The following is a 12,365-nucleotide window of genomic DNA, read 5'->3' on the forward strand; positions in this document are numbered from 1 at the left end:
CGAAAGCCGCCAATAACGTTACAATAACGCCTCTTGTTTGTTGTATAGATTCAAGGAGAGCCTGTGCCTGACATCGTAGTAATGTTTTTCCTGCTTGGCCTGGTGGGTGGTCTGGTGAAATCCGATCTGGCCATTCCCAAAGCCGCATACGATGTTTTAAGTCTGTTATTAATGCTGACGATTGGCCTCAAAGGCGGTATGGCGTTACATGGCAATATGGGCTGGAGTCTGATGCCGGAGCTGATATCCGTCGCTTTTTTGGGCTTTATGATCCCGCTTATTTTATTTCCATTACTGTTGAAAGTGGTTCGTCTTAATCTGGCTGATAGTGCCAGTTTTGCTGCACATTACGGCTCAGTCAGTGCCGGGACATTTGCTGTTGCGCTCGCTTATGCAGAAAGCAATCAATTGGTTATTGGCGGACAGGTAACACTTTATCTGGTGTTACTGGAATTACCAGCCATTATTATCGGTTTAATGCTTTACCGGCATTTCAGTGGGGTAAAACAAGCTTCCTCCGGAGGCATGTTAAGTATCCTGCATGAATCATTAATCAATCGAGGCGTTATATTGCTGGTTGGCGGGGTGTTGATTGGCTGGATGTATGGCCCAAGGCAAGGCGCCGGGGTAACTGATTTATACACTGGGGCATTTATGGGCGTGCTCGCACTATTTCTATTGGAAATGGGTCTGGTAGCCGCCGAAGCATTGAGTAAATTATCACGCGATAAAATTCCCGTAGTACTATTTGCCATCGTTGCACCCAGTATCTTAGCGTTGGCTGGATTGTTTGTCGGTAAATTGCTCGGACTGCCAGACGGCTCCGTATTGATCCTGGCAAGTTTAACCGCCAGTGCTTCGTATATTGCTGCACCGGTTGCCGTTCGTTCGGCCATTCCACAAGCTGATATTGGTTTAGCTATGCTGGCGGCATTAGGCCTGACGTTTCCATTTAATGTGCTTGTCGGCATTCCGCTATATCACAGCCTGATTGGTTAATTCGTTTTTCCAATGGCTGATTCTGCCAGTATTTCCAGCAAGCTTTCATGCGGTTCAACAATTGCATAATACTTTAAGCAATCAATTGCAGCGAAGAAGCTGATCAGCAATGCTAACCCTCATCCCCTTTAGTAATGCAGGTTTAATGGCATTTTCCAGGCTAGGTGCATTTGCATTGCAGAATCCATCACGGCTTTGTTTTGGTGCGTGATGGTTCAAAAATAACCAAATGGACAGTCGAATAAGGAGCTATGCATGCAATCATTGGCGTTGCTAAAACCTATTCAGTCGATTTTGTGGAGCGTTGCTCTCCTGCTTCTTGGAAATGGACTTATCAGCACACTGTTAACCTTACGAGGAACCAGTGAAGGGTTTTCCAGTGCAGTAATGGGCATGATCATGTCAGCTTATTTCGTCGGATTTATCTGTGGCACCTGGGTGAGTGGACGCTTGATTCGTCGTATGGGGCATATTCGTACTTTTGCATTTTGTGCTTCTATCTGCGCCACCACCACGCTTTTACACATTATCTTCATCGACCAATGGGCGTGGATGGGCTTTCGTTTCTTTTATGGATTGGCCTATATCACGCTGATGACTGTGATTGAAAGTTGGCTCAATAGTCAGGCGGCCAGTCATGAACGTGGACGCATCTTTGCCTTTTACATGGTAGTCAACCTGGGCGCGCTCGCTCTTGCACAACAATTGTTGCATCTTGATTCGCCAGAAGGCTTTTTATTATTTGCTTTGGTATCGATTCTGGTGAGCTGGGCGATTTTACCGCTAACCCTTACCAGGCGTAATCAACCCAACATCGCGACTGAAAGACCAAAAAGCAGTTTAAAAAACTTATTAAGAATCGCTCCACTGTCTGTTGCCGGGGCGTCTTTATCCGGATTGGCTATGGGCGCTTTCTGGTCAATGACACCTATTTATGCCACCCAACTTGGATACGATATCAGCGGTATTGCTTTGATCATGAGCCTGACCATTATCGGGGGTGCGGTGTTGCAGATTCCAATTGGTCGCTATTCGGACAAGCATGATCGACCGAAAGTCATGACATGGGTGGTGATGCTGGCTGCAGCTATATCGATAATGATGATTATAGCGTCCTCACAAAAATTGCTGCTCAGTATGTTCTTTATCTGGGGTGGCCTGGCGTTTTCCATTTATCCACTCTCGGTTGCCCAGCTGATCGATCAACTGCATCCGGATGAAATTGTTTCCGGTTCATCCGATATGCTGGTATTGCATGGAGCCGGCTGTGCGTTTGCTCCGGTGCTGTCCGGTTCTTTAATGACATTACTGGGGTCGCATGGCTTACCGATTTATATCGGAGTGGTCTTGCTGTTACTTGGCGGTTATATCGTTTACCGTCGACGCCGGGTGGTGGATCTGGTTAGTGGTCAAAATGCCCACTTTGAACCGATGGTGCAAACCAGTGCCCAGGCACTTAATATGATGTTTGATCAACAGCAACGTGATTTATTCGATGATCCGAGTTTTTACGCCGAAGAAGAACAAAAGCGGATCATCAATGCTCTTCGGCAAAGCGGCTCTTGACGCTAGGGCAGCTAGCGTCAAGTGTAGCTATGATTTGGCTATTGGAAATTACTTCCAGCGTAAATTCACACCGGTATAAACAAACCTGCCTGCCTGGGGGTAACCATAACTGGTGGAGTAATCCTCATCCAAAAGGTTTTCAACACCAACATAGAAGTCGGCCTTCTGATTGGCAAGCGTATATTTTAGTCGAGTATTTACTAATTCAAAACTATCGAGTTTATCTCGAATAGCTGAATCCTTTCGGTTAAAGTAATTTTGTGAACCGATACGAATGATATCCCCGCTCAATTGCCATTGTGGTGTTAACTGATAGATGGCCTGCAGGCTGGCTTTATGTGAAGGGCGATACTGCAGTCTTTCAGTAGTGGCATCTGATGACTTATCTTCAGCACTTAAAAAGCCTAGCCCAGCGTTAATGGTTAATTTATCCGTAAACTGATATCCGCCATCAATATCAACTCCCTTAAAACGCAATTTATCACGGTTTTCAAATACATCTGTGATGTTGCCCTTTTCAATAAAATCTTTAATATCTGATTGCCAGAAGGCGATATTCAATGCACCTTTTTGCCATTGATTTTTCACACCCACTTCATAATGTTTGGCCCTTTGAAAACCCAATTCACTGTTACCAGAGCCCTGCTCAAACAATTGACGTATGGTTGGAGCATCCACTTTACGTGCAATTGTTCCATAAAGGGTTGATATATCGGTTATCGGTTTAGTGAGTGAAAATTGCCCGCTGTGCGCCGACTCATCAGTATTTCCCGACTTATCTAGTTCATGTCTCGCAATACCCAGCACAGCCGTAATATCAAATGCCAATGGCTGTGTTAACTCGGCTGCATAGGATTTTACCCTGATCGATTCATCGGAACTGGTTTTGGTAAATGGTCGTGATGGGCAAGTTTGGGCGCCGCCACCGCCACCGCCACCGCCACCGCCACCGCCACCGCCAGAAATGGTGCATTCCAGACCAGCCTCCTCATAGCTTTCTTTACGCTGATCAAAACTAAATGCCAGTTTGGATCCGGTTGTGGGAATTACACCTGTCAGTTGGGCGTGGCTTCCATGCGTTTTAGTCTGCTCTGTTCTGGCAAAAGTATTATTACTGGTGATAGTTGAGAAAGAATTATCATCGTAACTGGCGCTGCGCTCTTCTAGTTGGTTTTCAAAAAACCATAAGCGCGTTGACCAGTTATCGGCTAGTTGATAATCCCCTCCAAGTTGAAGAGAAAAGCCTCGCTGAGACTCAACACGCTCAAACCTGGCACGTTGAGCAAAATCGTCTACATTGTTATCAAAGACAATCGGTGGCTTGCCGTACTGGCCTTCAAGATAGCTGGCAAACATGCCAATAGTGAGTTTTTCGGTTAAATTTCGATTATATGAAAATATCAGGTTTTCCCTCCGATCATCACTGTTACGCCGCTGGTCATTATCCTGAAAGTTATCTGCAGAAGTTTCCAGCGGCGAAGTGAAATCATTGGACAATGAAAAGCCATCTCGCTCTCTCACACCATACCCAAAGAAAAAATCCTGATCGGCATCCCCATAACCAACCTGACCATTGGCTAGCCAGAAGTCATCTGAGCCACGTTCCAGTTTGGAACTGGCCTGAAACCCGCTCATCGCATTGCGGGTTTTAATATCCATCACACCAGCCATACCCCCATCACCATACAAAACCGATGAACTACCGATATTCAAATCAATTTTGCCAATAGCAAAAGCCGGAATCAGACTGGGGTCAAACTGACCATCAAACGTGGAATAAAAAGGGATACCGTTCAGTAGAAGCTTGACCTGCCTAGTTCGTAATCCACGGATATCCATGCGAGGAGTACCGTCACCCCCATATCTGGTATTGACTGATGGCACTAAGCGCAACGCATCTTCCAGGCTTCTCGCACCTAACAATTCCAGATCGTGCTGATCAATCAACACCTGTGAACTGTTCACCGGATTATTTTCAACCTTAATTTCAGCAAGCTCGTAGTTTTCATTTGTTATTTCGGCAGCCATGATCTGTGCTGAAACAGGAATTATCAGTGCACTGAAAACCAACCTGGATATATTCTTTAATATACATCGGTTGACAGCATTATGATGTGAAATGCTCACAAAGTCTCCTTGAGTTTAGTGATTGTTTTTTTGCGATTTCTTTAGCGTTCGCCAGGCCAGAAAGCCAATCAGCCCACCCACTGCACCAAAGATAAAGTGAGTAATAAAGGGATACGCCAAACCATGTCGCAATGAATCCGTTTCGACCCCTGCCCAAGTTAGAAATCCCATTTTGAACAGGGGTTTTAACATATGAGCAAGACCAGCGGCTAAAGGCAACAACCATAATGTAATGTTGGAAACAGAAAGTTGTTTAAACGCGAGGTCAAGGACTATCCCCTGGCTCAAAACGATAATCGCAGCAGCAGGATTGTCACGTATCACTAAAGCGGCCACTAAACCACCACTTCCAGCCAATGTGGCAGAATAGTGATATGGCGAAACCAGTCGTACAAATATCAATATTGCCATTAACGTCAGTCCCTGACGACCTGGCAAATCGAGTCCGAAACGGAAGGTTTCATGCATTAGCATCGCCATTGCACCTGCGATAAAAATCCATGCATGCTGGGATTTATCTGATTGCCAGACCTCAGAACTGTTTGAGATAGCTCTTTTCAGCAACTTTCCACTCATTGGGGGTTTCCTCATCAGGTTCAACAATCAAGGTGGCTTCTCCACCCAGCCAGATAGCACGTGGCCAGCTTCCCATTGCAATTTGGATAACAGGATCGGTTAACACTTTTCCTTGCCGATCCTGTACCACTGTTATGTCGGTCAAATCCAACAAACTCGAAAGGCTTAAGGTTTGCTGAACATGATCACGCATGCCAGGCAACCACAGTAAACGTCCATCCACTCCCGAGCCACATAGATTAACCGCTGCCAGCGCGCCAATTACACCATCCTCTGTTCCCGTCAGGCCATGGAGGATAACGTTGTATTGCCTTGCAAGATCACGGGCTTGCTGCTGAGTCACCAATCGTTGTTTACAGATAAAACCGAACTGCAGCATAGCCATGGAAAGCTGTTGTTCCGATGCAATGCACAAACCAACATCAGACCCCTCGGCACTCTCGTTTAAAAGATACTCAACACACAATTTTTCAATATCCCTAACGGGAGCATTGAACTGCTCAATAACCAGACAAGCAGCACTATTATGGGAAGTAAATGGCACCAGCGGACTCATCAATAATTGATGGCGTGTTATAAATCGGCATCTACCCAATTGCTGCTTATTAATCGCAGCGCCAAGTGAACGCGCATGAAAGCCGGTGCCACGGCTTTCAATATTATCTGTATCATCAATGCCGATATACCAGCGCTGTGCTTTAGTTGGTAGCATAATCTTCCTAACCTGTTATCGACGTATTCCAACATATATAACGATTAAGGTAAATATTTCTTTAATACTGTTTACTGAACTCAGCTGCCCAGCAGCTGAGTCATTTTTTCAAGATCATCAGCAATCGAAACGTAGGCTTTCTTTTCAAGATCACGGTAAGCAGTCAAAATGGATTTCCCAAACTCGGTGACTTCAGCTCCACCTCCATGTGAACCACCTTTTGCTGTCACCACAAGCGGTTTGGAAAAGCTCAGATTCATCGTATTCACCAGATCCCAGGCACGTTTGTAAGACATTCCCATCGCACGTCCGGCAGCAGAGATTGAACCATGCTGTAAAATGGCATCAAGCAAATCGGCTTTCCCCGGCCCCAACGCGACTGAGTCTTGGTTATGTAACCTGATTTTTATACTGACTGAATCTGACATGCAGCACCCTGATGAAGTAATTTTAAACAGATAAATAATAGCATTGTCGACTTACTCTCAGTTGAATAGCTGCGTTTGTATTTATCCCTTTAGCTTTAATGAAAAAACATCAAGACAAGACAAACAGGTTATTGTTTATTACCCTGAAGAACTCACTAACGGAACAACTGATGGCTCATAGTCACACACATCATCACGACGTCGCTAATTACAATCAGGCATTTGCCATTGGCATCAGCCTGAATATTATATTTGTCATCATTGAGGCCAGTTACGGCATTCTGTCTGGATCAATGGCTTTGCTGGCTGATGCAGGGCATAACCTGAGTGATGTAGTCAGTTTATTACTCGCCTGGGGAGCCAGTATCCTGGCGAAAAAAGCTGCCACTGAAAAACGCACTTATGGTTTTCGTAAAGCCACCGTGATGGCGGCATTAATCAGTTCTGTCATGCTGTTAATTGCCTTGGGTGGGATTGCCTGGGAATCGATCAACAGGATGCTGACCCCTCAGCCAGTGCAAGGTATGACCGTTATTATTGTCGCCAGCATTGGTGTGGTCATTAATACCATCACGGCACTGTTGTTTTTTAAAGGGCAAAAACAGGATTTGAATATTCGCGGGGCTTTCCTGCATATGGCTGCCGATGCTGCTGTCTCATTAGGCGTAGTGATTGCCGGATTGTTTATTTTGTTTAAAGGGTGGTTATGGATTGATCCGGTGGTCAGCCTGCTCATTGTTGCTGTTATTCTGGTAGGCACCTGGCGATTATTAAATGAATCCCTCAACTATGCGATGGATGCTGTCCCAGCCAATATCGATATTAAAAAGATCCAGCATTATTTGTTAAGCTTTGAACAGGTCAGACACTTTCATGACCTGCATGTCTGGCCTTTAAGCACCAATGAAACAGCTTTGACCGTTCATCTGGTCGTTGATGAGTCCGATCTGAATACTGTGTTGCTCTATCAGTTGCAAAACCATTTGCATGATCATTTTGGGATCGTACATTCCACCATTCAAATCGAGTCAGTAATGGAAGCTGAAAACTGCCTGCTAAACAGCAGTAATGAATGCCATTAACCATACTCCATCGTGAGCTCACAGAAGTAAACCAAGCCTAATTGATAGATGATTACCCTGATTTAACCTATCAATTTAAAATGTTGGCGTGTTGTATAGGCAGGAGAAACAAATGAGCCAGATATTTTTTGATAATTGGGAAACATTATTTCGCACTTTGATTATCGGGGTGCTGGCATACGTCAGTCTGGTCATCTTATTACGGATTTCAGGCAGACGAACTTTATCCAAAATGAATGCGTTTGATATGGTTGTGACTGTAGCTTTGGGTTCTACTTTGGCGACTATTTTACTTAATAGAGATGTTGCATTGGCAGAGGGAGTCTTGGCGTTTGCTTTGCTGATCGGCATGCAATATCTGGTGACCTGGTCCAGTGTCAGGGTGCCTTGGGTACGAAAAATTGTCACCGGCGAACCTGCACTGCTGGTCTATGATGGAAACCTGTTATCGTCAGCACTGAAACGTGCACGAGTCACTGAAGATGAAATTCATTCGGCTGTACGCTCCTCGGGTAGTCAAACACTCGAGCATATCAAAGCCGTGGTTTTGGAAACCGATGGTTCATTTAGTGTGGTAAAGCAAGAAAATAGCCAAGCAACTACGAGCCTGCAAGGTATCGTTGTTCCAGGTAAAGGCAAACTCGATGGATCTGACCTGCATTAACGATGAATAAATTTGTCAGCGATCCATAAATCCCTTCTGGCGAACGTTATTAAACTTCCTTAAAGCGTCTGGCTTTGTTATGTTGACAAGTTATTAATTAAATTAAGATTGAATGAAAATGCACGGAAAGTTAATCAAATGGAAAGATGACAGAGGTTTTGGATTCATCCTCTGTGAGCATAATCAACAGCAAGTATTTGTTCATATTTCAGCCTTCCCATCCAGCAGTCCCCGTCCCAAAGTTGGTGAACTGCTTGATTTTGACATTGAAACCACAGCCGATGGTAAAACCAGAGCCATCAATATTAGCCGTGGGGGATCAGTAAAAACGCAAACGCATGCTTCGACGATTAAACTCAGTAAAACGCCGGGTAACAAAACAAAAATTCTCAGCGGAATAATTGTGCTGTTGGTGATTGGGTTGATCGTGGCGAGCGTAACTCAATAACGCCAATGTAATCCAAATCCGATTAAATAATTTAGTGCTCGTCGTATAACGCCACATATTCCCCTGAAAACTTAGCCGCCAGCTGTTGACCGGAATACAAAACTGCTGCTACGCGGATACGGGCTTTTCCTTTACGACGTAAGATTTTGAGGAACCTTGTCCAATCATTTTCATCCACTAGCGCAGCCGTAGCAGTGAAGTCTCCGATCATGGGTTTGAGATAGGCCATCTCGTTTCGCTGAATCACCAGTTGAGAAGCTATCCCCTCCTCCGCCAATCGTGTATGCAATAACGACCAGGCTGATAGAATCGCCAACGTTGATGCACTGCCACCAAATACCGTTTCCTGATGGTTAATATTGGGGGCCAGCGGTGCCTGCAGAGTTAATGATTTTGCAGTCATGTTCTGCACACTTACCTGCATGGCTGCCGACAAAGGAATGTGTTTATACAGATAGCGTTCGAGTTGATTATGTGTCATATCTATTAGTCACTACTATTGTTGCTGTGCATTATCAAGGTAATCCAGTACTGAATTCATCAGCTGATTGATATTTTGATATTTTTGCAGATCGGCGGTCAGTATTTCACCTTCAGCCTGCACATAAGGTGCCGGCACCAATTCATCGGCACAGTGTTCAATAATGGCCTGAGCAGAGTCTTCGGTGGTCTCTAAATGAAATTGCAAACCAATGACTGATTGGCCCAATTGAAATGCCTGATTATGACAGCCAAAACTTTTTGCCAGCCACAAGCTATTCTTCGGTAAATCAAAGGTTTCACCATGCCAGTGAAACACCATGGCCATTTCAGGAAAAGTGAAAGCAGCTGCAATATTGTTAGCCACCGCCTGAATTGGCCACCAGCCGATTTCTTTTTCTATATTGGGATAGACTCTGCCACCCATCGCGCTGGCGATCAGTTGTGCACCGAGACAAATTCCCAGAACAGGTTTACCGGTCTCTATAAATTGCCGGATAAACTGCTTTTCTGCTGCTAACCATGGATACTGAGCTTCATCATTCACGCTCATTGGCCCGCCCATCACCACCAGAAAATCCACATCATTAATATCTGGTAAATTAGCTTGTTGATAAAACCGGGTAGCATTGATTTGATAGCCATGATTTTGAAACCAGGCTTCAATACTGCCTAAACCTTCAAACGGTACATGCTGAAAATAATGTGCCTGCATTCTGAGTCCTGAAAAATTACTGAAAAGGGCTATGACTATCCCCCGTTCTGTTTAAAGTTTGCCTGTTTGCTCAATAAATTAAGCATTGATTAATCTGGCTTAAGTCATGGCACTGTATTATCTGGTTTAATGGAAACTGATCACATCAAACAGCATTTTGGAGTATCTTGGCCGGTAGAAGCCTATTATTTCGCCTTATGTTGTTAATGATAAGTGCTTTCCGAGGGAGAATCATTATGACAAAAAGTATTTTTTTATCTAAACCACACCACAAACTGACATTTACTTTAGCATTGGGCTTAATGCTGACAGCCTGTGCACCAGAGCCTGAAGTAAAAGACGTTCAGGCAACTGAAGCAGAAATCGAATACTTGTTTGACCGTTGGAATAATGCTTTGCAAACCGGCGACGCAGCCGCGGTAGCAGCTTATTATGCAAATGATGCGGTTCTGTTACCAACACTCTCTAACCAGGTTCGTACTGACCATGAGGGCATACGTGACTATTTCGGATATTTTCTCGCCCTGCAACCCAATGGCCGGATTGATGAAAGTAACATTACCATTAATGGCAATATTGCAATTGATGCCGGAATTTATACCTTCACCCTGACAAAAAATGGGCAGGAACAGGAAGTTCAGGCACGCTACAACTTTGTATATGAACGTCAGAATGATGGTGAATGGTTAATCATCAATCACCATTCATCAGCGATGCCAGAAGATATGGTTGATGAACCAGAGCTAATGAAAAATATTCTGATTAAAGAACAGGGCTAATTCTGTATTATCATTCCTGCTCACGTCTTCTGACAGGCTTTTTGAGCACAATAATAAAATTAATTACAACAGCGAGGGAAAAAAATGACTATTGCACTGACTCCACTGATTTCTTTGATAGCCGGTATTCTGATCCTGGTGGTACCAAGATTACTGAACTATATCGTGGCAATTTATCTGATTATTATCGGTTTGGTAGGTATCTTTGGCGGCAATCTCAACATTACGCCTTAGGCTTAATAGATTAGGTACCAATGACGGCGGGAGTTGTAATAAACTTTCGTCGTTTTTTGATTTTATTATGATGTTTGTATCTTAATGGCATCGATCGCTTGATGATTACTATCAATGCCATAACGACTTCAGGCTTAATTTTTACCCTTTACCTCTTTCAACGAAATTTTACGGCTGTTAGCCAGTTCCACTAACTGTTCGAGCGGGTCGGCCAACGCTTTCACTCCTTGTGCAATTTCGTCTTCTTTATATCCCAGCTGGTGCATCAATTTGATCTGATTTTGCAGCAGTTTCTGCATTGCAGCGACTTCTTTCAACTGATGCATTTGTTTATCGTGACGATTTTGTTCAGTGACCCGCTGTTTGGTCAGCCGGTTTTGATAGGAAATATCTTTCCACAAATCACGCAATTGCTGAATAATTTTATCAACTCCCAATAGATTAAAATCTCCAGGCGAATGCACTTCGATGGATTTGATAATCAGGCGGTGGGATTCACTCACAGAGGATAATGAACCGTAAAACGCATTTTTGAGATTACGGCTTTGGCCTTTATTTTTTATCTTTTCCAGAACATAAAGACGGTTATACAATATATTTAGTTGGTGAAAGAAACGGTAAAAATCTTCTACCGTCCAGTCTTCGCTGGCGCTAAAGCCTATCGGGCTAATGGTCTCTGACAATCGTGGCCTCCTTGTTCGACTGATATCATCCAGCGATTAATCAGGCAAATTAATCCTCTTTACGGCTGATAATTTCACCCTCAATGATATGAGTCTCATGACGAGATTGTCGAGAAGATCGTTGCGAAAACGGCTGATGCTGGTTACCTGCTTGCTGAGCTCTACGCATTTGTTTACGCGCCCGGTACAACATCAGGGGGATCAGAATCCAGCTTAGCAACACGACCACCACCAACAACGCCAGGCTGAGCATCATCACCATTCCCAGTAAAATCCAGGCAAAAATACGTTGCAAAAAACCGGCAGACTGAACTTGTCGAAATTGTTGTTGCCAGTTTTGAGCTTGCTGGCGAAAAGCATCTGATCGAAACATAAAACCTCTTTTTTTCAAGCACTTTAACTGCTGATGTGATCTTTAAAAACCGTTATAGAAATAAATAGTTTTTATGATGGTCGGTTGTTTAAGGGTTAAGAAAGTCGCCGGAGATGATACGTTTCTTACCCGATATAGGTTGATTATAAAGATAAACCCAGGCTGAGAGCTTATTTCCATTACTCAAACAAATTATTTGCTGCTGCCGCACATATTCGTGGGGCTCTGCAAAACTTGAAGAACATTCTTCATAATCATCAAGCTCGGCAAACAGCAATTGGGGATTATGGATACGATACACCTCCCCGACAACTTGCTGCTGCGGATTATCTGTCAATATCACTCCTGGATAATAAGAAATAAGATACATGACAGCCTGCAACATTCCGGTATCGATATAATCACAGCAGCGTTGCAACAAATCATGGCGTTCAGTGTTTTTACGTAAGGTACCGTATACAAAAAGATAATCTTCAGTCATAAATTCAGGCTATGAAAG

At 44.0% G+C, this 12,365-nt stretch carries 16 protein-coding genes; 7 read left to right on the forward strand and 9 right to left on the reverse strand.

The features are described from left to right. The first annotated feature begins 63 nt into the window (after nucleotides 1-63). Nucleotides 64-999 carry a sodium-dependent bicarbonate transport family permease gene (locus B4F66_RS11365; RefSeq protein WP_292353847.1) on the forward strand — a complete coding sequence of 312 codons (936 nt, stop codon included), beginning with the start codon at nucleotides 64-66 and terminating at the stop codon, nucleotides 997-999. Nucleotides 1,000-1,254: 255 nt separating this feature from the next. Next, the gene (locus B4F66_RS11370) at nucleotides 1,255-2,565 is read left to right on the forward strand and encodes an MFS transporter (protein ID WP_292353845.1); all 1,311 of its coding nucleotides are present in this window, start codon (nucleotides 1,255-1,257) and stop codon (nucleotides 2,563-2,565) included. 48 nt (nucleotides 2,566-2,613) lie between these two features. Here the strand turns inward: B4F66_RS11370 and B4F66_RS11375 are convergent, their stop codons facing one another. The 4 genes from B4F66_RS11375 to B4F66_RS11390 form a co-directional block, all read right to left on the reverse strand. Continuing rightward, nucleotides 2,614-4,593, reverse strand: coding sequence for a TonB-dependent receptor (locus B4F66_RS11375; RefSeq protein WP_292353843.1), 1,980 nt, complete (start codon nucleotides 4,591-4,593; stop codon nucleotides 2,614-2,616). Nucleotides 4,594-4,707: 114 nt separating this feature from the next. Continuing rightward, nucleotides 4,708-5,268, reverse strand: a complete 561-nt coding sequence (locus B4F66_RS11380) for a hypothetical protein (RefSeq protein ID WP_292353841.1) — start codon at nucleotides 5,266-5,268, stop codon at nucleotides 4,708-4,710. After that, complete coding sequence (locus B4F66_RS11385) at nucleotides 5,225-5,980, reverse strand: hypothetical protein (RefSeq protein ID WP_292353839.1); 756 nt, start codon at nucleotides 5,978-5,980, stop codon at nucleotides 5,225-5,227. Before B4F66_RS11385 ends, B4F66_RS11380 begins: the two co-directional genes overlap by 44 nt. A gap of 80 nt (nucleotides 5,981-6,060) precedes the next feature. After that, nucleotides 6,061-6,408 carry a winged helix-turn-helix domain-containing protein gene (locus B4F66_RS11390; protein WP_292353837.1) on the reverse strand — a complete coding sequence of 116 codons (348 nt, stop codon included), beginning with the start codon at nucleotides 6,406-6,408 and terminating at the stop codon, nucleotides 6,061-6,063. A 170-nt stretch (nucleotides 6,409-6,578) separates the two neighbouring features. On the opposite strand from B4F66_RS11390, the gene B4F66_RS11395 reads away from it, so the two are divergent. The 3 genes from B4F66_RS11395 to B4F66_RS11405 all read left to right on the forward strand — a co-directional run bounded on the left by B4F66_RS11395 (nucleotide 6,579) and on the right by B4F66_RS11405 (nucleotide 8,602). Further along, nucleotides 6,579-7,490, forward strand: coding sequence for a cation diffusion facilitator family transporter (locus tag B4F66_RS11395; RefSeq protein WP_292353835.1), 912 nt, complete (start codon nucleotides 6,579-6,581; stop codon nucleotides 7,488-7,490). A gap of 112 nt (nucleotides 7,491-7,602) precedes the next feature. Then, entirely contained in the window at nucleotides 7,603-8,154 is a 552-nt protein-coding gene (locus B4F66_RS11400) for a DUF421 domain-containing protein (RefSeq protein WP_292353833.1), read from the forward strand. Nucleotides 8,155-8,272: 118 nt separating this feature from the next. Then, the gene (locus B4F66_RS11405) at nucleotides 8,273-8,602 is read left to right on the forward strand and encodes a cold shock domain-containing protein (RefSeq protein ID WP_292353831.1); all 330 of its coding nucleotides are present in this window, start codon (nucleotides 8,273-8,275) and stop codon (nucleotides 8,600-8,602) included. A 31-nt stretch (nucleotides 8,603-8,633) separates the two neighbouring features. Here the strand turns inward: B4F66_RS11405 and B4F66_RS11410 are convergent, their stop codons facing one another. Both B4F66_RS11410 and B4F66_RS11415 read right to left on the reverse strand, forming a co-directional pair. Next, on the reverse strand, nucleotides 8,634-9,083 hold the full coding sequence (locus tag B4F66_RS11410) for a thioesterase domain-containing protein (RefSeq protein WP_292353829.1): 450 nt from the start codon (nucleotides 9,081-9,083) through the stop codon (nucleotides 8,634-8,636). 15 nt (nucleotides 9,084-9,098) lie between these two features. After that, entirely contained in the window at nucleotides 9,099-9,797 is a 699-nt protein-coding gene (locus B4F66_RS11415; RefSeq protein ID WP_292353826.1) for a type 1 glutamine amidotransferase, read from the reverse strand. A gap of 236 nt (nucleotides 9,798-10,033) precedes the next feature. Here B4F66_RS11415 and B4F66_RS11420 point away from each other — a divergent pair, with 236 nt between their 5' ends. After that, on the forward strand, nucleotides 10,034-10,576 hold the full coding sequence (locus B4F66_RS11420; protein WP_292353825.1) for an SgcJ/EcaC family oxidoreductase: 543 nt from the start codon (nucleotides 10,034-10,036) through the stop codon (nucleotides 10,574-10,576). A gap of 84 nt (nucleotides 10,577-10,660) precedes the next feature. Further along, nucleotides 10,661-10,810, forward strand: coding sequence for a DUF3096 domain-containing protein (locus B4F66_RS11425; protein ID WP_014707945.1), 150 nt, complete (start codon nucleotides 10,661-10,663; stop codon nucleotides 10,808-10,810). 134 nt (nucleotides 10,811-10,944) lie between these two features. Here the strand turns inward: B4F66_RS11425 and B4F66_RS11430 are convergent, their stop codons facing one another. The 3 genes from B4F66_RS11430 to B4F66_RS11440 form a co-directional block, all read right to left on the reverse strand. Continuing rightward, nucleotides 10,945-11,493: a hypothetical protein gene (locus B4F66_RS11430; protein ID WP_292353822.1), complete on the reverse strand. Its 549-nt coding sequence runs from the start codon at nucleotides 11,491-11,493 to the stop codon at nucleotides 10,945-10,947. Between the two features lie 49 nt (nucleotides 11,494-11,542). Continuing rightward, nucleotides 11,543-11,866: a hypothetical protein gene (locus B4F66_RS11435; RefSeq protein WP_292353820.1), complete on the reverse strand. Its 324-nt coding sequence runs from the start codon at nucleotides 11,864-11,866 to the stop codon at nucleotides 11,543-11,545. Nucleotides 11,867-11,954: 88 nt separating this feature from the next. Next, nucleotides 11,955-12,347: a gamma-glutamylcyclotransferase family protein gene (locus tag B4F66_RS11440; RefSeq protein WP_292353818.1), complete on the reverse strand. Its 393-nt coding sequence runs from the start codon at nucleotides 12,345-12,347 to the stop codon at nucleotides 11,955-11,957. Nucleotides 12,348-12,365: the final 18 nt, after the last annotated feature.

This window comes from Methylophaga sp. UBA3603 (assembly GCF_002375335.1).
GTDB lineage: Bacteria > Pseudomonadota > Gammaproteobacteria > Nitrosococcales > Methylophagaceae > Methylophaga.